Genomic DNA, 17194 nt, shown 5'->3' on the forward strand with positions numbered 1-17194 from the left:
GTCTCCAGGCGGGCGTACGCGACGGGTACGGCTCTACGGCAGCAGTTTCTCCAGGGCGGCGGGGCCCTCCGTCTCCAGCTTGCGCCTGGCCCATTCGAGGTTGTGCGGGGTGATGTCCCTGCCCGTGGCAAGGACGAGGTCCTCCGGCGACACATCGGTGCCGGTACGGGTGTGGAGCAGGTCGTCCGGGGTGATGCGGTCCTCGGACGGCCCGGACACGTCGGGCTGTGACGTCGGCATGATCTCTGCTCCTCGAGTCCGGATCGCTACTGCTAACACCATTCATCGCGGGAGCCCGGCGTGCATCCGGAAGCACACGCGAGCGACCCGGGATGCAGGAGTGACAGGGCGGGCGTCTAATGGGAGGCGACGACCGTGGCGCGGGCCTGTCACCGGAGGGTGCTGCGACGGCTGGGTCCCGGGTCATCACCTGCGCCGCCCCGATCATGGTGAGCGTCCTGCTCGGCCCGGGGCTCGCGGTGAGCGCGCTGATCGACGCGACGTCGTACGGCTGATGATGGTTCCGGCCGTGATGACGCTGCTGGGGCCGCACGCCTGGTGGACGCCCCGCCGGCTGGACCGGATCATGTCGCACATCGACGCCGAGGGCGAGCAGGTGGCAGGCCCCGCGCCGGACGTCAGCCACCGTCCGATGACGCGGGCGTGAGGACAAGCATCGTCACGTCGTCGTCGACGGCAGGGCAGTATCGTACGAGATCCGCCCACACCCGGTCGGCGAGTACGGCCGGGTCGTCGTCGGCCAGCGCGGACAGCCGGTCGGTCAACGGGTAGAAGGTGCCGGAGGGGTCGCGGGCCTCGCTCACGCCGTCCGAAGCCAGGAACAGGCTGTGGCCGGGCTCCAGCCGCAGCGTGAGCCCGGCGTGCGGACTGCCGTCGGACAGGCCGAGGCCGAGCGGCGTCCATGCGGCGAGCTCGATCTCGGTGGCCTGCCGGCCGCGCAGCAGCACGGGCGCCGGATGCCCGCAGGACACCATCCGTACCGACCGGCCGTCGGGCGAGAACTCCAGCAGTACGGCGGTCGCGAACAGCTCGGCGTACCGGGACGACGCCGAGTCCAGCTCCAGCCTGCGGTCGAGCCGGGCGGCGACCGACTCCAGGTCCGGCTGGTCCAGCACCGCCTCCCGGAAGGCCCCCAGCAGGGAGGCGACGGTGGCGACCGCCGCCAGCCCGTGCCCCTGGACGTCGCCCATCACGGCCCGCACCCCGTGCGGCCCCTCGCGTACGTCGAAGAAGTCGCCGCCCACCAGAGTGCCGCGCTGGGCGGCCCGGTACAGGCCCACACAGCGGACCGGGCCGACCCGCTCGGGCACCGGGGGGACGACGGCGCGCTGCGCGGCCTCCGCGACCGTGCGCTCCAGATCCAGCTGGGCGTCGCGGCGGCTGCGCACATACGACACGAACACACTCAGCACGGCGACGAAGGTGATGGTCCACAGATCCGTGTTGCCAGGGTGATTGAGCTGGAAGGCCGGGATGTTGAGCACGGCGACGACGACACCGCCGAGGAGGGCGGTCGCCAGCGGCCCGTACGAGAGGACGGCAAGCGGTGGGATGGCGCCGAGCAGAAAACCGATGTCGAGGGGTTCGTGGCTGGCCAGGGTGGCCGCGCAGACGCCCACGATCAGCCCGAGCGGGAGCATCCGCACCAGCCGGGGCGGTGGCGCGCCCCGCAGCCAGCCCCGCCGGTCGTGGTACTGCCGACGCGCTGACAGAAGGTGCACCTTTCCCACAGCACCACGCTCCTACGGCGGGACGCCGCCCGCACGCCGGGCCGGCTGTCGGTGCCGGGTGGCATGCTGGCCGATGGCGGTGATCGGCGGCGGCTGAAGGGGGATGCGGCGTGGGGTTCGAGGGCGAGGTCTGGCAGGTGCGCACGGGGGCGGAGCAGGTCGGGGAGATCCTGATCGACGACGCCGACTTTCCGTGGCTGTCCGGTCGTTTCACCGCCGGTCCGGCCTTTGCGGCGGTCCGGGACCTGTTCGCCCGTGAACTCGCCCTGATCGAGCGGGACGACGAGGAGCACTGGCAGGAGTGGGAAGCGGCCTATGACGAGATCACCAGACGGGTGTCCCTGTCCTCGCCGGACGGACCCGTTCCCGAGTTCCTGCTGCACATCGAGGGCGACCGGGCCTGGTTCCGCTGGAGCGACGAACCGTTCGAGCATGCGTAGCGGCGCGGGGGTGGCTGGCCTGCGGGTGGTGCTCATCGGGGGCACGTCGCACGTGGGCAAGTCGACGGTCGCACGGGCGGTGGCGGAGCGTCTCGGGTTCGAGTATCGGTCGACGGACCTGCTGGCCCGTCACCCCGGGCGGCCCTGGAGAACCCCGGAGCGGGAGGTGCCCGCGCATGTCGCCGAGCACTACGCGTCGCTGACGGTGGACGAACTGATCACGTCCGTCCTCGCCCACTACGAACGGCTGTGGCCACGCATTCGCACACTGATCACGACCCATGCGGCCCAGAACGGGGCCGGCGCGGGCCTCGTCCTGGAGGGCTCGGCGCTGTGGCCCGTCCGCGTCGCCGGACTGGACGTCCCGCACACGGGCGCGGTGTGGCTGACGGCCGACGAGACCGTGCTGCGCGCCCGGGTGCACGCGGGCGGACGGTACGAGTCGGCGACGGACGAGGAACGGGCGCTGATGGACCGCTTCCTCGCCCGGACGGAGCGCTATCAGAGTCTGCTGGTCGAGACCCTCGACGAGTTGGGCCTCGACCGCATCGACGCCGGAGCCGGACGGACCGTCCCCACGCTGGTCGACTCGGTCCTCGCCGCGGCGGCGAAGCCGACTGCGCCGGGCAGACCATGACGCCGTGCCGGCTGACGGCACTTTCCATCAGGGCCTGTGGCTCGACCGCATCGATGACGGTCCTCGATGTGGTCAAACAGGCCACGGTGGACGGGCCGTGACGTCGCGTCAGTCGGCGGCACCCTCCAACAGCGCCTGGGCCTCGACGAGGATCTCGGTGACCCGCTGGCCGAACGCGGCGTCGCAGGCGTGCGGTCGCCCGGTGCGGGCGGCGGCGAGCAGTGCGTCGGCGGCGTGCCCGAGCGCGGCGACGGCTCCCTCGGCGCTCTGCGGCAGCACCGACACCCCTGCCGCGCCCCGGAGTTCGGCAGCGGCACACGACGCCGCGGACGGGGCCGACAGACTGAGCGTCAGGGTGCTCGACGCGCCGCCGGCATGGTCGAGGACCAGATGGACCGTGTCGCCGGGACCGGGCGCCGCGGCCACCACACGCCGGGCGTCACCGAGGACCGGCAGCAGCACGGACAGGGCATGCGGGCCCACGTCCCACAGCGCGCCCTTCTCCCGCCGCCACGGCGAGTTGGCGAACGGGCTGTCGCTGTCACCGCCGAACAGCGCGCCCAGCCACTGGGCGTGCGCCGTGAACCAGCCCCCCAACCCCGCCTGTTCGGTGATCCATGCCTCGGTCTCGGGCACGAAACGGCTGGTGAAGAAGACGACCGAGGCGACACCGGCCTCCTGGACGGCGTCGACCACGGCCTGCCCCTGCCCGACCGTCGTGGCGAGGGGCTTGTCCAGCAGCAGATGGCACCCCGCCCGCGCCGCCCGCACCGCGAGTTCCGCCTGTACGGCCGGCGGCAGGGCGACCGCGACCGCGTCCACGTCGGCGAACAGTGCATCGACGTCGTCGTAGGCACGCGTGCCGAACCGGTCGGCGAGCTGCTTCGCGGCTTGCGTACGGCGGCCCCACACCCCCACGAACTCCAGCTCCGCATGCTCGTGCAGGGCGGGGGCGTGCGCCATCTCCGCCCAGGGGCCGGTACCGAGAAGTCCCATGCGCATGCCGTCGCCTCTCCACTCCGTCGCCCGTTGTGGCGACCGGTCGCGGCGAGCCTCGCACACCGACCGGCGGGTCGCGCAAGCAGATACGGCGGAGGCGGCGATTCAGTGGTGCGGCTGCTGAATGCGTTCGCTTTCCTCTATTGGACCTGCGGCCCGTGGGCGGGTCAGGCTGGAATGCGTTTGGCCTCTCCCGCACTCCACGTGCGGTGGGCCGAACGTCATTCGGTACAGCGCGACAACCGGAAGAGGGCACGAGCACATGCAGACCCGCCGCATCGGTGACGTCGAAGTCAGCGCGATCGGCCTGGGCGGGATGCCCATGTCGATCGAGGGACGGCCGGACGAGGCACGCTCCCTCGCCACGATCCACGCCGCCCTCGACGCCGGCGTGACCCTGATCGACACCGCGGACGCCTACCACCGGGACGCCCACGAGGTCGGCCACAACGAGACCCTGATCGCCAAGGCGCTCTCCTCCCACGACCGCGGCCGGGACGTCCTGGTCGCCACCAAGGGCGGCCATCTGCGCCCCGGCGACGGCAGCTGGACCCTCGACGGCAGCCCCCGCCACCTCAAGGAGGCCTGCGAGGCGTCCCTGCGCCGGCTCGGCGTGGAGGCCATCGGGCTCTACCAGTTCCACCGCCCCGACCCGAGGGTGCCGTACGCCGAGTCCGTCGGTGCGATCCGCGACCTGCTGGACGAGGGCAAGATCCAGCTGGCCGGCATCTCCAACGCCGACCCCGAACAGATCAGGCAGGCCAACGACATCCTCGGCGGCCGGCTGGTCTCCGTGCAGAACCAGTTCTCCCCGGCCTTCCGCTCCAGCGAGCCGGAACTCGAGCTGTGCGACGAACTCGGCATCGCCTTCCTGCCCTGGAGCCCGCTCGGCGGCATCTCCCGGGCCCGTGAACTGGGCTCCGCCTACGCGCCGTTCGCGCGGATCGCCGAAGCCCACGGGGTCAGCCCGCAGCGCGTGTGCCTGGCCTGGATGCTCGCCAAGTCGCCGGTGGTCGTGCCCATCCCCGGTGCCAGCCGCCCGGAGACCATCCTAGACTCCCTCGCCGCGACCGAACTCACCCTCGACGCCGAGGAACTCGCACAGCTCGACGCCGGCTGACAGCACCACCCGGTCACGGCGGAGGACCCCCGCCGATGGCGTCGTCGTCGGAAAACCTCTCGACCACCGCTACGGCAACGAACACCCGGTCCGCACCCTCGGTTACCTGTTCCGCGCCGACCGCCGTCACCTGACCGCGGCGGTCGGCGTGTTCACCGGCAAGCACAGCCCGGTCTGGTTGAGCACTGGGATCATCCTGCTCATCCTGCTGGTCAACCGCCCCCGGCGCCTGCTCCATGTACGCCTCCTGTACGGCAGTGTGCGCCGCACGGACGGCACCCTGCGCAGGCTGCTGACCTCCGCCATGCGCCTCGACCTCGTCAACGGTGGTTCGGGTCGCCGCCTTGGACGGGGCCGACGAGGAAACGGTGCAGCACGGCCCTGTGTGACGCCGGCGCACTGGAGTTCGTCGACCGGCTGCCGCAGGGCCTGGACACCGTGGTCGGCGAGCGCGGCGCCCGCCTTTCCGGCGGGCAGCGCCGGCGGTCGGCCATCGTCCGCGCCCTGATCCGGGATCGCAAGGTGCTGATCCTGGACGAGGCCACCTCGGCCCTGGACACCCGCGCCGAGGCCCTTGTCCAGCAGGCACTGGCCCGGCTGCTGGACGGGCGGACCACTTTCGTGGTGGCGCACCGGCTGTCCACCGTGAGGGGTGGCGGGGCGTATGCACAGCTGCACGGCGGACAGGTCGCCTGAGCCGCCGGACGCGCCCCGCCGCCGTCTCCTCAGGCGGCGCTGCTGCGGCGCATGCCGTGCGGGCAGGTCGAGTCGTGGTGGATGCCGAGGCTCGTCCACCACCGTTCGCAGCACGCGGCGTCCAGCTCACCGCGCACGATCTCGTCGGTGGCCGTGCGCGCGGGGTGGCGTGCCACGACCGTGGCCCTGCGCAGGTCGCGGATCAGGGTCTCGCGGAGGACGGCGATGACCGGGACCAGGCTCGCCGCGGCGAACAGACATGCGGCCCACCGGGGGCCGTGGAGGAATTCGAGGACCGTGGCCCAGGCGAGTTCGGCGCTGGTGGTGAGGTAGAGGGTGCAGAGGAGGCGGCCGGAGCGGTTCATGTGCTTCACCGTTCGTGCTGAGGGGGTTACCCTCTGTTCAACGCCTCGCGGCGCGCTGGGAATCGGGTCGGACGGCGGTTTTGCGTCAATTGAGGCCCGGGGCGCGGAAGATGCGATTGGTCCGGGCCTGACCGGGAAGGCGAGGCGCAAACCAAAGAGAGGGGCACTTCGTGCTCGTTCCGGACCCCAAGGTCGTCAGAACGTTGCTCACCAGATACGCGTCGCTGCGCATCGCGCAGGCGGAGCGTGAGAAGCCGCAGGCCGCACGGGAGTTGGCGGACGTCAGCCGAGCGCTGTGCGCCACCATGGGAGCCGCAAGCGTAGAGGACGCGATCGCTGAGGCGGACGCCCTGCTCATCGCCTCGCGAGGGCCCGCAGGCGGGGACGGCGGCCTGTCACTGGCCGTCTGACGCGACGACAGCTTCGAATGACGCACATCCGGGCAGCCACAACCGCCGTGGCGGCGTCAAGTGCTCCTGGAGAATTCACACCCTGGTATCCCGGGGCGCATACACTCGACAGCCGTGCCCATGCGCATGGGCCACCACACGAAAGGCGCGTCGGTGTTCCAGGATTCCCCGATCTACGACCGACTCGTCGCCGAGCGCGGCGACGTCCCCACTCAGGCTCGCCGGGAGGCCGAGCGCGTGAGCCGGGAACTGGAGTACGCCATGCGGCCGCTGCAGTCCTTCGGCTCCGTACCCGCCGCCCCCGAGCGCCACTCCTCCCCGGGGGCCGGATGGCAGCGGACCGCGCTGCTGCCCGGCTCGCTGCCCCACTGACCGCCGCCCTCAACACACCGTGGTGCTGGAGCCGTTGACTCGTGTCTGCGGCTCCGGCCCGGGATGGGCCAGCCACTCCGCTATGGTCCGGGCGATCGGCAGACCCGTCTCCACCTCGACGAAGCCGAACTGCCCCGACTGATTGCACTCCAGGAACCACCAGGTCCCGTCGGCGTCCTCGGCGAAGTCGAAGGCGCCGTAGGCCAGTTCGGCCTCACGCAGATATGAACGGACGGCGTCGGCGATGCGCGGCGGGACGTCGGTCGCACGCCACGGCGTGTCGGTCGGGGCGAAGCGCACGTCCACCGCACCGGGCTCGTCCGGATCCGCATCGTCGGCAGTCGCCTTGCGGGCCGCCAGCAGCCGCTCGCCCACCACGGTCAGCCGGATGTCGGCCCGCTTGCCGACCCGCCGTTGCAGCAGCGTCGGCCCGAACGCCACGGCGGAGAAGTCCGTGTCCGGCGCCACCCTGCTGGTCGGCACCGCCCGGGGCGGATCCTGCGGATGCGCCCCGGAGACCGGCTTGACCACCAGATCCGGATAGCGGTCGGCGAACTCCCGGGCCGCCTGCGGAAACGTCGTGATCAACGTGGCCGGCACGGGCAGTCCGCAGCGCTGGGCGAGCCGCAGCTGCCACGGCTTGTGCCGGGCTCGGCGGGCCGCGTCGGGGTGGTTCATCCAGCGGGCGCCCGAGCCCCGCAGCATGCCGTAGAGCGCCTGGGCGGACTCCTCGGTCAGCCAGGCGGAGGGCTGGGCCGCCCGCGCGGCCGCATCCCCCGGCCTGCGCACCCAGACCGACCGCAGCCCGGCGATGCTCACCAGGCGGCCCGCGGACTGGAGGTGGCCGCGGAAACGGCCGTGCACGTACTCACCGGACAACGCGACACCGCCGGGCAGGTCGGCGGGGTCCAGGCGGACCACCGGGACCCCGGACGAGTTCAGGTGCACGACCACCATGTCGGCGGTCACGTCCTCTTCACAGGTCAGGATCAGCACGGTCATAGTGGGCCGTTCCGCGTTCAGTCGTCGAAGTGTGTCTTGGAACCCGCGGTGGACGTGGTGGTCCCCAACTCTCTGAGCAGCGCGAGGTCACCGGCGGCGACCCGGCCGTCCATGAGCACGTTCAACTGCAGCCCGGAGTCGTAGACGTACGGAGTCGTGGCTTCCAACTCCACCGCCGGACGTGCGTAGTTGAGCGCGAACGGTTGCATCGTGTCTCCCTCGTCAGTGCAGCACCGACCCGGTGGTCCGATCCCCGCGGCGCCGCCCGGTCCGCCGACTGCATTGCCCTTCCAGTCACTTATACGAATCGAACGAGTGATTGGTTTCCTTACTCTGCGTAGTCACAGGGAGGATTCATGACGATTCGGCCCGTCCAGAGGGCCGCGCAGGCCGCGCAGGCTGCGCAGAGCGAGGAGCAGGACGCCGATGTCGTCCAGGTAGACCGGGTCGGGCAGCAGGTCGGTCGGCAGCAGGAAGTACAGGACGGCCCCCCAGAAGACCCAGCGCCGCCCGGTCGGAAGCCCGGCACGCATCAGGTCGCGCCGCGCCCGAACCAGCCGCACCAGCAGGGCGACGGCAACCGCGAAGGCGAGCGCCGCGAGAGCCACGGCGACCACGATCACCGTTGTGGTCCATTTCACGGTCCTCCTCCATCCGGCGTGCCGAACGGCGCGCCCCCTGTCTCGGATTCCCCTTTCCGTCGTTCGTACGTCCTCCGTCACCCCGTCAGAAGCGCGACGGGGCCTCACACCTGTGGCCCATCCCGACTGGCACGCACCGGAATCGGCGCTTAGTAATGGCACTGCATCGCAACGTCGTGAAACGCGCCGGGAGATGCGAGAGCAGGTGAACCGTTCCGTCTATTCCATGGAGGAGAGTCATGAGCATCCGCTCTTCATCACCCCGTCCCTACGCCCCCTCCATAGTCGGCGCGCACGACGACCCGGCCAGCGCCCTGGTGCATGCCGCCATCGCGGATCGGCCATTGGAGGAAGTCGCCAACCTGATCACCATGCTGGAGCAGTCCCCGGAGTATGCGAAAGCCACCATCGACGCGCTGCGCGCGGTCGGCACGGACCGTTCCGTGGAGGACGTCACCCGCCTGGTCACCCTGCTGACCGAACCACCGCGCGACCCTTCCAGTGCGGACGAGGTCATCCGTGCAGCGGCCGAGAACCGTCCGGTGGAGGAAGTGACCCGGCTGATGGCGCTGCTGCACCTGCCGTCGACGGAGCGCCGCTTCGGACAGGAGGCCGCAAAGGCGGTCGCCGCGGCGCGGTCCGTGGAGGACCTCGTGGAACTCATCGGCCGGCTGAGCACAGAACGCGGTGCCCACCCCGCCCCGCCCAAGACGGAGCCGTCGTTTCCGCAGGCCGGTGAGGCGGACTGGCGTCCGGAAGGCACCGGCAGCGGTCTTCCGCCGTTCCCGACGGTCCTGCCTTCCTACGGTGGCGACACCATGCCGAGGCAGCCCGTCGGTGCGCCGCGTCGCGCCGCCGAGCGGCCGCCGTGGGCGGGCCTGCTCGTCGCAGCCGCACTCTTCCTGTGCGCGCTGCTCTGGTTCCCGACGTACAAGTCGGGCACGTCGGTCCAGGTGTACGCCTCCGGCATCGCCGTGTCGATCCTGTACGCCCTGCTGGCCGTACTGGTGACCCTGCGGCCCGTCCGGGCCGTGCTCGTGGTCGCGGCCGTGCTGCCGGCGCTGCTTGCCGGGGCCGAGCTGTACCGCGGGTTCCGCTCGCGGTCGCTGTTCCGGGCGCTCGACCTCACGCTCGCCCCGGGCTGGCTCGCCGGCCTGGTCGCCGTGATCGCGGCGCTGACGGCAGTGACGGCCCTGGTCCTGCGCGCAGCAGCGCGCCCTCCCGCCCTTGGGGGTGCTCCCGCCCGTCCTCTGGCCACGGCTCGGCGTCTCGACTGATGCGTCGCCTCCCCGGCGCCCGCACGGCGTCGTGGCCCCGCGCCCGCGTTCTCCGGACCGCGGGCGCTTCGGCGCCGTGGGCAAGACCGCGCGCAGGCGGGCCCTGTGCCCAGGTGCTCAGCGGCCGGAGGAGTCCGGTCGCTCGACTGCGCCGTCCGGCTCCCGCCCGCTGTCCGGGGCGGATGTGGGACGCAGCGCCTTGGCGGTGTCCTTGAGCCGCTCCAGCCTCCGGGTCAGCTGCTGGAACGGGGAGCCCTGGGGCGGAGTGGGCGGCTGCGGCCGGGCGGGCAGGTGGTCGCCGTTCTCGCGGTAGACGGCCAGCGCTTCGTGCGCGCGCTCGGCGGCCTCACGGTACAGATCCCGGGACTTGGTCATGGCCTCGAGCGCCTCGGCGTACATGGCCACGAGCCCCCGTGCGTGGGCGAGTTCCTCCTCGAGCGTCCGCAACTGCCAGTCGTCCCGCAGGGCGGTGACGGCCTCCTCGGCACCGTCCGGCAGCGGAAGCGGCAGTGCGGTGAAACGGGTCAGGGCGTCGACGAGCTGTGCGGGCCGTGAGCCGTCGAGGAAGACGGTGCGTACGGAGAAGTCGTCCGCGTCGAAGCCTTCCGGGGCCGACGTGGTGGGCAGCAGGACGGCACCGCCGCGCGGGACCTGCACCCCGAACTCGCGCAGGACCCGGTTGACGATGCGCAGCTGGTCCGGTGCGGCACGGTGCTCCAGCACACGATGGCGCAGGCTCGGCGGCAGCAGCGGGCCGAGCGGCAGCCGGCCGCGCTCGTCGGGCGTCATCGCCTCGTGCACGACGAGGTTGATGTTCCAGCCTCCGCGCACGGAGTTGCGGAGCAGACGCCGGATCTCCTTGTCGTCCGCGGGCAGGCGGTTCGCCTCCCGCAGGCGAAGGCCCGTGCCGGGCTGGTGGTCCCAGGGTGCATCCGGCTCCGCGGGCCAGAACATGGTCGCCGGGGACGGCCACCCCTGCTCCCACGGGCGTTCCGCCTCCGCCGCCAGCACCCACTGCACGCCGGGGTCGGCATCGCGCGTCAGGGTCAGCCGGGCCCGTACGGTCACCGACTCGGCGACCGTCCACCGCGCCTCGAAGACGCAGTCCGAAGGGCTCGCGGAGGCCTCGGAGGCAGCCACCTCGAGATGGTCGTCGATGGTCCCCTCGTCCTTGAGCCGGTGCAGCGTCCGGCGCACGACGTCTTCGGCATCGGATCCGGTATGGCGGCCGCGGGCCAGCCACAGGGTGGGGGACGGGGTCGGTCGGACGGAGGACGAAGTACGCATGAGTCCATCTGAGGGCGGGGGCACGTGTGTCGACCAGTATCGTCGCCGCGCGTCGGCGGGGTTCCCCCGGGGGGTGCTCGCACGGGAGGCGCGCGGTGCACTCGGGGTGCGAGGAACGCACTCCAGGACATCCGGTTCACCCGTATCCCCGGCGCACCGGCCCCGCCACAATGGCGCCCGCGAACAGGGCCCGCCCACCATCCGCTCTGGGGCGGGTCCTGTTCGTGTCCCACCACGCCCTAATGACTCGTCCTTGCACTATATATCGGAAGCCGAGATATCATGGCCGGATGGCATCGAGGAGCATGACTCAGGCGGCGTTCTTCGTCCTCACCGCCCTGGCCGACCAGCCCCGGCACGGATACGGGATTCTGCGGGAGGTCGAGGAGGTCTCCGACGGCGCCGTGCAGTTGCGCGTCGGCACCTTGTACGGCGTACTGGACCGGCTCACCGCGGAGGGGCTGATCGTCCTGGACCGCGAGGAGGTGCACGAGGGCCGGCTGCGGCGCTACTACCGCCTGACCGACGAGGGGATGCGGGCCCTCGACGCGGAGGCGGAGCGCATGGCGGCCGGCGCCAGCGCCGCCAAGTCGCGCATCGCCGAGGGACGCAGGACCCCAGGCGCCGTCGCGAAACCGTCCGCCGGCCCCGGACTCGCAGGAGGTCTGGCATGACGACCCTGCTCGAGACGCGCTACCGCACGGTGCTGCGCCTGCTGCCCGCCTACTACCGTCGGGGCCGGGAGGAGGAGATGGTCGAGGTCTACCTGTGGGACGTCGACCAGGAGCTGCAGGACCAGAGCAGGCCCACCCTGGGCGAGGTGGCGAGCATCGCTGCCCTCGCCGTGCGCAGCAGGCTCGCCGCCACCGGGGCGCCCCGGCCGTACGCCCTGCTCGGGTCGGCCCTCCGTCACTTCGCCCTGTTCGCCGTGCTGCTGCAGGCCGCCGCCGCGGTCGTCGACCGGGTCCTGGAGCTGACCTGGGCGGGCACGCACGGAGCGCGCGAATGGGACATGTTCCTGACGGGATTCACCGGCCGCGGGCCGCTCGTGAGCGTCGTCGAAGCCGCCCAGTGGACGCTGCCGCTGCTGTGGACGGTCGGATTCTTCGCCCTCCTGCACGACCGCCGACGCCTCGCCCGGACGTCGGTGCTGCTCGCCGCACTGCTCACGCTGTGGCCCTTCGCCGGTCCGCTGGTGAGCGAACTGGAGCCGTGGGACCCGTGGTTCGCCGTCCCCGGCGCGCTCTTCGCCTGGCTGCCGGCGCTCGCCCTGTGCGCGGCCCACCACCGGGACGCCCCCGCGGCCGTGCTACCCGTCGGCACACCCGGCCTCGTCTTCGCGGCCTGCGGTGTGGTGACGGGTGCGTCCGAGGTCATGCTGCCCGCCATGCCCGACGCGGTCTGGGCGCCGGCCACCTGCTTCGTCCTCGGGGCGCTCGGCTGGCTGCTGCTGCGCCGTCGCCGTAGGGACGCGACCCCTGCCTGCGGCGCCATGGCCCTGGCCGCGCTGGGCCTGCTGCTCCTCGTGGTGCGGATCGCCATGCTGTATCCGTGGCTGGGCCTTCCCGTCCCCGCCGCCCTTGTCGGCGCCGCGCTGGGCCAGACGGCCGCGCTCACGCTGCTGACCCTGGCGCTGACGGTACTGGCCAGGCGGGACCTCGCCGTGCGCTGACCCGCGCGCGGGCCGGGAGCGCCGCACTGAACACCCTTGACCTTCAGCGCTTGCGCCCGTCCGTGCTCAGTGCGGGTAGGCGCGCGGGGGCCGCTGGCGTGCCAGCCCGGCGCGGAAGTCTTCGATGACGGAGCTGATCTGGCGCATGAGTGCGGTGTTCTCCAGCCGGTCCAGGTAGAGGTTCTGTTGGGCGAGACCGGGTGCGTCCACGCAGAAGTACAGGGCCATCAGCGGGTTGATGAACAGTTCGCTGTCCTTGGTTCGCCGAGTGAAGCGGACGTCGCCGAAGTCGCCGCGTACGGCTGCCGCCACGGAGCCGTTGACGATGCTCGGGTACTCCGGTGTGCTGCGCTGTGCGTGGGCGACCGCGTCGAGGTAGAGGGCCCCTTCCCTGCTCTCGCGCGGCAGCGAGAACGTGCCCAGGTAGGCATCGTGCCGGTCCAGCGCGGCCAGGTTCTCCAGCACCAGGGAGTGGTTGACGCCGTGATGGGCGTCCACCCCGAACCCCAGGCAGGCGACGAGACGGTGGGGTATCTCGTCCAGCCCGTTCACGGCGGCCAGGCTCGCCATGTCCTCCTCCGGTGTGCCCAGGCCGTGCTCGTCACCCCGCATGAGGATGTCGGTCCCGCCGTCCACCAGTACCAGGGCGTCCACACCGCCGAGATGGTCGACGAGCGCGCGGTACGCGGCGCGCAACGGTTGCACCCCGGTCTGCGGGAACGCGTACACCGTGGCCGGCAGGCCCTGCTCCTCCAGCCACCGGGCGAGCGTGCGCTCCGGGAAGTAGTCACCGCGCGCCGCGGTGTCGGGCCCGACGGCCGCGACGTCCGCCTCCAGCCACACGTCCATGTCCAGCCCGTACAGGTCGGCGAAGGACAGGTTGGCCAGATGGACCTCCTTGCCCGCCGAGCGCAGCGCGAGGGCCAGCGGCAGGCCGGCGTACACGTCGAAGCCGCCGCCGGCACCGGCGACGAGAATCCGCCGGGCATCGCGCAGCCGTGTGAAGAAAGGGGGCTCTGTGAGGGAGAACACCGGGGGACGGTAACAGGCTGAGGGGGTGTCAGGGCGGTGCCTTTTCCGGCTGCGGGCCGGTGCCCGGCACGCTCACGCGTTCCCGGCCGACTGTTCTTCCAAGATGTCGGACTCCCACTCCAGCAGACGTATCAGTCCGTCCTCCCCGGGCCGTGCAGGAGGCGTACCCCGAGGACCGGCCTGAGACGGGGAGTGCGTGCCCCGGGAGATGTTCCCGCTCACGGTGATGTTGTGTTCGACGCGCGGACGGCGCAGCTCCTCGTACAGGCTGAGCGCCGTGTCGGTGTCGGGTGCGTCGCGCAGGCACTTCGCGAGGATCACCGCGTCCTCCAGCGCCATCGACGCGCCATGACCGGTCGCGGGGGAGGCCGCGTGGGCCGCGTCGCCGATGAGCAGGAGGCGGCCGGAGCGCCAGGGTGTGCCGGCGGGTATCTCGGTGGCGTTGGTGACCATGACCTCGTCGCCGGCGGCCGCGACGATGTCCGCGGCGGGCGTGGCGTCCTTGCGCAGCAGCGGAACGAGCAGTTCGCGCCAGTGGGCGGGCGAGCCGTCCGCGATCTCGTCGGCGTCCAGGGGCTCGCCGCCCACGCGCGCGAACCAGTACGTCTCCCCGCCGGGCGAGACGGCGTAGCCGAAGGCGGCCGTGCTGCCGCGCACCATGGTGATGCGCGCCTGCGGTCCGGACCGCTCCGCGGCGCCGGTGTAGCCGTAGAACACCCGCTGGCCGGCGTAGCACGGCTGGGTTTTCGGGGTGATCTGCCGGCGGACCGCGGAGTTCAGGCCGTCGGCGCCGATCAGCAGGTCGCCGGTTGCGGTGCTGCCGTCGGTGAAGTGTGCGGTGACGCCGTCCGCGCCGTCCTGGACACAGGCGAGGCGGGCGCCGTGCCGGATGACGATGCCCCGGCGTGCCGCCTCCGCCTGCAGGGCCGCGGTGAGGTCCCCGCGGCGCAGACAGCGGTACTGCAGGAGGGGGTCGGCGGCTTCACCGAGGGGTACTTGTGCCAGCTCGGCGCCCGCGTCGTCCAGCACCCGCATCGAGGTCAGCGGGAAGCCGAGCGCCGTGACCGCGGCAGAGGCGTCGAGCTGTGCGAGGGCGCGCATGCCGTTGCTCGCGAGGGTGAGGAACGCGCCCAGGTCCTCGGCCGAGCCGGGATGCGCCTCGTGCACGGTGACCTCGAAGCCTGCCTTGCGCAGGGCCAGAGCCGCCGCCGTGCCGGCTGTTCCGCCGCCGATGACCAGTACCTGTACCACGCCCCACCCCGCTCGTCTCCGCACGGCCCCCGCGGTCGTACACACACAGGGAGGAACGCATGAGCGACATCAGGGGTTCCGTGCGAAGCCGACGCCGGTCGTGCCGTGCTTCCGCGGGATGCGGCACGACCGGCGTTCGTCAGCGTCAGGCGCCGCTCGCCCCGAGCATGTCCTCACGCTCGACGATCTTCACGCGCTCACGGCCCTGGGGCTCGCCCAGTGCCTTTTCCGCGGCGTCCAGCTTGTACCAGCCCTCCCAGGTGGTGAAGCGGACGCCCCGCTCGGCGAGGAACGCGTCCACGGCCTCGGGCTCGGGTGAACCCGGCGTCTGCAGACGGCCGTTCGCGTGGTCGTCCAGCAGGTTGGCCACCGTCTCGTTGGCGTCACCCTTGGTGTGGCCGATCAGACCCACCGGACCGCGCCGGATCCAGCCGGTGACATACGTCGACTGCAGGTGCTCGCCGGACTCCTGGATGACCCGTCCGCCCTCGTCCGGGACGGTGCCGGAGTCGAGGTCCCAGGGCAGCTTGGGCAGTTTGTCCGACAGGTAGCCGACCGCGCGGTAGACGGCGGTGACGTCCCAGTCCTTGAACTCACCGGTGCCCTTGACGTTGCCGGTGCCGTCCAGGGCGGTGCGCTCGGTGCGCAGGCCGACGACCTTGCCGTCCTCGCCGAGGACCTCGGTGGGCGACTCGAAGAAGTGCAGGAACAGCTTGTGCGGGCGGTCGCCGACATCGCGGATCGCCCAGTTCTCCAGGGTCTTGGCGACCATGTCGGCCTGCTTGTTGCCGCGCCGGGTCTCGATCGAGCCGGCGTCGTAGTCGATGTCCTCGGGGTCGACGATGACCTCGATGTTGGGGGAGTGGTCCAGCTCCCGCAGCTCCATGGGAGAGAACTTCGCCTGCGCCGGGCCGCGCCGGCCGAAGACGTGGACCTCCAGCGCCTTGTTGGCCTTCAGACCGTCGTAGACGTTCGGCGGGATCTCCGTCGGCAGCAGCTCGTCCGCCGTCTTGGCGAGGATGCGGGCCACGTCGAGCGCGACGTTCCCGACGCCGAGCACGGCGACCTTCTCCGCCTCCAGCGGCCAGGTGCGCGGCACGTCCGGGTGGCCGTCGTACCAGGACACGAAGTCGGCGGCGCCGTACGAGCCGTCGAGGTCGATGCCCGGGATCGGCAGGGCGCGGTCGGCCGTCGCACCCGTGGAGAAGATCACGGCGTCGTAGAAGGCGCGCAGATCGTCCAGGCTGATGTCGGTCGGGTAGTCGACGTTGCCGAAGAGGCGTATCTGGGGCTTGTCGAGCACTTGGTGCAGGGCCGTGATGATGCCCTTGATGCGGGGGTGGTCGGGGGCGACGCCGTAGCGGATCAGGCCGAACGGGGCGGGCATCCGCTCGAAGAGGTCGATGGACACACCGGGGTCGGCGGCCACCTCGGACTTGAGCAGGGCGTCGGCGGCGTAGATCCCGGCGGGGCCGGCTCCGACGATGGCTACCCGCAGGGGGCGCGGCATGATCAGGTTCCCTTCGAGCGATGACAGGCGACTCGAACGGGAAGCCTAAGCTAAGGCAAGCCTAAGTCGGTACGCGGGTCCGCTCTATGAGCTCATAAATCAATTTTATGAGCCGGGAACGGGAACTCGAACGCGGGCATCGGCCAACAGGAGTCGACCATTCCCGCGACCTCGAGGGATGGCCGAGGCCTTCGTGATCGCCTTCCAGCAGCGGCGCTGCGACCGGTCGCGGCCGCAGGCCCGCCCCTGGCTGTACGGAATCACCAATGTCGTCGGCCGGCGCCGGCCGAGGGCGAGCCGCTCGCCGACCGGGTGGCCGCCAAGGTGGGCGCCGAGAGGCCCTGGAGGTGCCGGTCGGAACCGTGCGTGGACCGGACTGCGCCGGGAACTGGGCGGTTCGCATCCCGAAGCCCGGCACGAGGAGACAGCGGAGATCGGCCGCCACGGCATCGCGGTCTCGTATCCGAAGATGTCCCTTCGGCTGAAGGGGGCAGCGCGAAGAAGATCGACGGCGAGTGGCAGCAGGTCGGCTGGTACCACGAGATGCGGGGTCTGCAGGAGGTGGCCGTCGGGGACCGCATCGGCCGGCGCCCCCAGCGCCGCCGGGGGGGGGGTTCCGGGCGGGGGGGGGGGGGGGGCCCGCGGCCCCGGGAGCCCGATTGGGGTGTGGGCGCGGGTGGCATTCAGTTGAGGGGGGGGGTGGGGCTACGGGGGGGGGGGGGGCGGGGGGGC

The 17194-nt window shown here is 71.8% G+C and carries 20 protein-coding genes and 2 pseudogenes; 10 read left to right on the top strand and 12 right to left on the bottom strand.

Annotated features, from left to right (window positions below):
* Positions 1 to 33: 33 nt before the first annotated feature.
* The gene (locus AB0N07_RS24550) at positions 34 to 240 is read right to left on the bottom strand and encodes a hypothetical protein (protein WP_365838426.1); all 207 of its coding nucleotides are present in this window, start codon (positions 238 to 240) and stop codon (positions 34 to 36) included.
* A gap of 176 nt (positions 241 to 416) precedes the next feature.
* Here AB0N07_RS24550 and AB0N07_RS24555 point away from each other — a divergent pair.
* Positions 417 to 667, top strand: a pseudogene (locus AB0N07_RS24555) (MMPL family transporter); the annotation flags it as partial.
* Here the strand turns inward: AB0N07_RS24555 and AB0N07_RS24560 are convergent.
* Complete coding sequence (locus tag AB0N07_RS24560) at positions 639 to 1751, bottom strand: PP2C family protein-serine/threonine phosphatase (RefSeq protein WP_365838428.1); 1113 nt, start codon at positions 1749 to 1751, stop codon at positions 639 to 641. The pseudogene AB0N07_RS24555 and the gene AB0N07_RS24560 sit on opposite strands and share 29 nt — an antisense overlap.
* A 110-nt stretch (positions 1752 to 1861) precedes the next feature.
* On the opposite strand from AB0N07_RS24560, the gene AB0N07_RS24565 reads away from it, so the two are divergent.
* Together AB0N07_RS24565 and AB0N07_RS24570 are read left to right on the top strand one after the other, a co-directional pair.
* Positions 1862 to 2191, top strand: a complete 330-nt coding sequence (locus AB0N07_RS24565) for a hypothetical protein (RefSeq protein ID WP_365838430.1) — start codon at positions 1862 to 1864, stop codon at positions 2189 to 2191.
* Positions 2184 to 2828, top strand: a complete 645-nt coding sequence (locus tag AB0N07_RS24570; RefSeq protein ID WP_365838432.1) for an AAA family ATPase — start codon at positions 2184 to 2186, stop codon at positions 2826 to 2828. The genes AB0N07_RS24565 and AB0N07_RS24570 overlap by 8 nt, the downstream gene beginning before the upstream one ends.
* Positions 2829 to 2936: 108 nt before the next feature.
* Here the strand turns inward: AB0N07_RS24570 and AB0N07_RS24575 are convergent, their stop codons facing one another.
* On the bottom strand, positions 2937 to 3830 hold the full coding sequence (locus tag AB0N07_RS24575; RefSeq protein ID WP_365838434.1) for a Gfo/Idh/MocA family oxidoreductase: 894 nt from the start codon (positions 3828 to 3830) through the stop codon (positions 2937 to 2939).
* Between the two features lie 259 nt (positions 3831 to 4089).
* Between AB0N07_RS24575 and AB0N07_RS24580 the strand changes: the two genes are divergently transcribed.
* Positions 4090 to 4947, top strand: coding sequence for an aldo/keto reductase (locus tag AB0N07_RS24580; protein ID WP_365838436.1), 858 nt, complete (start codon positions 4090 to 4092; stop codon positions 4945 to 4947).
* 13 nt (positions 4948 to 4960) lie between these two features.
* Here the strand turns inward: AB0N07_RS24580 and AB0N07_RS24585 are convergent, their stop codons facing one another.
* Positions 4961 to 5185 carry a hypothetical protein gene (locus tag AB0N07_RS24585; RefSeq protein WP_365838438.1) on the bottom strand — a complete coding sequence of 75 codons (225 nt, stop codon included), beginning with the start codon at positions 5183 to 5185 and terminating at the stop codon, positions 4961 to 4963.
* 106 nt (positions 5186 to 5291) lie between these two features.
* On the opposite strand from AB0N07_RS24585, the pseudogene AB0N07_RS24590 reads away from it, so the two are divergent.
* Positions 5292 to 5601 (top strand): annotated as a pseudogene (locus AB0N07_RS24590) (ATP-binding cassette domain-containing protein); the annotation flags it as partial.
* A 71-nt stretch (positions 5602 to 5672) separates the two neighbouring features.
* On the opposite strand, the gene AB0N07_RS24595 reads toward AB0N07_RS24590, so the two are convergent.
* Positions 5673 to 6008, bottom strand: a complete 336-nt coding sequence (locus tag AB0N07_RS24595) for a hypothetical protein (protein WP_365838440.1) — start codon at positions 6006 to 6008, stop codon at positions 5673 to 5675.
* Between the two features lie 170 nt (positions 6009 to 6178).
* On the opposite strand from AB0N07_RS24595, the gene AB0N07_RS24600 reads away from it, so the two are divergent.
* Both AB0N07_RS24600 and AB0N07_RS24605 read left to right on the top strand, forming a co-directional pair.
* Positions 6179 to 6418, top strand: a complete 240-nt coding sequence (locus AB0N07_RS24600; RefSeq protein ID WP_365838442.1) for a DUF5133 domain-containing protein — start codon at positions 6179 to 6181, stop codon at positions 6416 to 6418.
* A gap of 153 nt (positions 6419 to 6571) precedes the next feature.
* Positions 6572 to 6790: a hypothetical protein gene (locus AB0N07_RS24605; RefSeq protein ID WP_115911561.1), complete on the top strand. Its 219-nt coding sequence runs from the start codon at positions 6572 to 6574 to the stop codon at positions 6788 to 6790.
* A gap of 9 nt (positions 6791 to 6799) precedes the next feature.
* Here AB0N07_RS24605 and tgmB read toward each other — a convergent pair whose 3' ends face one another.
* From tgmB to AB0N07_RS24620, 3 genes are all read right to left on the bottom strand, one after another.
* On the bottom strand, positions 6800 to 7792 hold the full coding sequence (tgmB, locus tag AB0N07_RS24610) for an ATP-grasp ribosomal peptide maturase (RefSeq protein ID WP_365838444.1): 993 nt from the start codon (positions 7790 to 7792) through the stop codon (positions 6800 to 6802).
* A gap of 17 nt (positions 7793 to 7809) precedes the next feature.
* Complete coding sequence (tgmA, locus tag AB0N07_RS24615; protein ID WP_099933570.1) at positions 7810 to 8001, bottom strand: putative ATP-grasp-modified RiPP; 192 nt, start codon at positions 7999 to 8001, stop codon at positions 7810 to 7812.
* A 132-nt stretch (positions 8002 to 8133) separates the two neighbouring features.
* Complete coding sequence (locus AB0N07_RS24620) at positions 8134 to 8433, bottom strand: YkvA family protein (RefSeq protein ID WP_365838447.1); 300 nt, start codon at positions 8431 to 8433, stop codon at positions 8134 to 8136.
* Positions 8434 to 8672: 239 nt separating this feature from the next.
* Between AB0N07_RS24620 and AB0N07_RS24625 the strand changes: the two genes are divergently transcribed.
* The gene (locus tag AB0N07_RS24625; protein WP_365838449.1) at positions 8673 to 9710 is read left to right on the top strand and encodes a hypothetical protein; all 1038 of its coding nucleotides are present in this window, start codon (positions 8673 to 8675) and stop codon (positions 9708 to 9710) included.
* A gap of 117 nt (positions 9711 to 9827) precedes the next feature.
* On the opposite strand, the gene AB0N07_RS24630 is transcribed toward AB0N07_RS24625, so the two are convergent.
* Positions 9828 to 10997: a hypothetical protein gene (locus AB0N07_RS24630; protein WP_365838451.1), complete on the bottom strand. Its 1170-nt coding sequence runs from the start codon at positions 10995 to 10997 to the stop codon at positions 9828 to 9830.
* 305 nt (positions 10998 to 11302) lie between these two features.
* Here AB0N07_RS24630 and AB0N07_RS24635 point away from each other — a divergent pair, with 305 nt between their 5' ends.
* Both AB0N07_RS24635 and AB0N07_RS24640 read left to right on the top strand, forming a co-directional pair.
* Positions 11303 to 11671 carry a PadR family transcriptional regulator gene (locus AB0N07_RS24635; protein WP_365838466.1) on the top strand — a complete coding sequence of 123 codons (369 nt, stop codon included), beginning with the start codon at positions 11303 to 11305 and terminating at the stop codon, positions 11669 to 11671.
* Positions 11668 to 12669 carry a hypothetical protein gene (locus AB0N07_RS24640; protein ID WP_365838453.1) on the top strand — a complete coding sequence of 334 codons (1002 nt, stop codon included), beginning with the start codon at positions 11668 to 11670 and terminating at the stop codon, positions 12667 to 12669. Before AB0N07_RS24635 ends, AB0N07_RS24640 begins: the two co-directional genes overlap by 4 nt.
* Positions 12670 to 12735: 66 nt before the next feature.
* Here AB0N07_RS24640 and AB0N07_RS24645 read toward each other — a convergent pair whose 3' ends face one another.
* From AB0N07_RS24645 to AB0N07_RS24655, 3 genes are all read right to left on the bottom strand, one after another.
* Positions 12736 to 13701, bottom strand: a complete 966-nt coding sequence (locus AB0N07_RS24645; protein WP_365838455.1) for a DUF1152 domain-containing protein — start codon at positions 13699 to 13701, stop codon at positions 12736 to 12738.
* A 72-nt stretch (positions 13702 to 13773) separates the two neighbouring features.
* Positions 13774 to 14952, bottom strand: coding sequence for an FAD-dependent monooxygenase (locus AB0N07_RS24650; protein WP_365838457.1), 1179 nt, complete (start codon positions 14950 to 14952; stop codon positions 13774 to 13776).
* Between the two features lie 145 nt (positions 14953 to 15097).
* The gene (locus AB0N07_RS24655) at positions 15098 to 16462 is read right to left on the bottom strand and encodes an FAD-dependent oxidoreductase (protein WP_365838459.1); all 1365 of its coding nucleotides are present in this window, start codon (positions 16460 to 16462) and stop codon (positions 15098 to 15100) included.
* Positions 16463 to 17194: the final 732 nt, after the last annotated feature.

Origin of the sequence: Streptomyces sp. NPDC051172 (assembly GCF_040682555.1) — a bacterium.
Lineage (GTDB): Bacteria > Actinomycetota > Actinomycetes > Streptomycetales > Streptomycetaceae > Streptomyces.

Excerpts from the sequence above, each read along its gene's own strand:
- AB0N07_RS24550 (WP_365838426.1), bottom strand. The coding sequence starts at position 240 with ATGCCGACGTCACAGCCCGACGTGTCCGGGCCGTCCGAGGACCGCATC.
- AB0N07_RS24570 (WP_365838432.1), top strand. The coding sequence starts at position 2,184 with ATGCGTAGCGGCGCGGGGGTGGCTGGCCTGCGGGTGGTGCTCATCGGG.
- AB0N07_RS24575 (WP_365838434.1), bottom strand. The coding sequence starts at position 3,830 with ATGCGCATGGGACTTCTCGGTACCGGCCCCTGGGCGGAGATGGCGCAC.
- AB0N07_RS24580 (WP_365838436.1), top strand. The coding sequence starts at position 4,090 with ATGCAGACCCGCCGCATCGGTGACGTCGAAGTCAGCGCGATCGGCCTG.
- AB0N07_RS24585 (WP_365838438.1), bottom strand. The coding sequence starts at position 5,185 with ATGGAGCAGGCGCCGGGGGCGGTTGACCAGCAGGATGAGCAGGATGAT.
- AB0N07_RS24595 (WP_365838440.1), bottom strand. The coding sequence starts at position 6,008 with ATGAACCGCTCCGGCCGCCTCCTCTGCACCCTCTACCTCACCACCAGC.
- tgmB (WP_365838444.1), bottom strand. The coding sequence starts at position 7,792 with ATGACCGTGCTGATCCTGACCTGTGAAGAGGACGTGACCGCCGACATG.
- tgmA (WP_099933570.1), bottom strand. The coding sequence starts at position 8,001 with ATGCAACCGTTCGCGCTCAACTACGCACGTCCGGCGGTGGAGTTGGAA.
- AB0N07_RS24625 (WP_365838449.1), top strand. The coding sequence starts at position 8,673 with ATGAGCATCCGCTCTTCATCACCCCGTCCCTACGCCCCCTCCATAGTC.
- AB0N07_RS24630 (WP_365838451.1), bottom strand. The coding sequence starts at position 10,997 with ATGCGTACTTCGTCCTCCGTCCGACCGACCCCGTCCCCCACCCTGTGG.
- AB0N07_RS24635 (WP_365838466.1), top strand. The coding sequence starts at position 11,303 with ATGACTCAGGCGGCGTTCTTCGTCCTCACCGCCCTGGCCGACCAGCCC.
- AB0N07_RS24640 (WP_365838453.1), top strand. The coding sequence starts at position 11,668 with ATGACGACCCTGCTCGAGACGCGCTACCGCACGGTGCTGCGCCTGCTG.
- AB0N07_RS24655 (WP_365838459.1), bottom strand. The coding sequence starts at position 16,462 with ATGCCGCGCCCCCTGCGGGTAGCCATCGTCGGAGCCGGCCCCGCCGGG.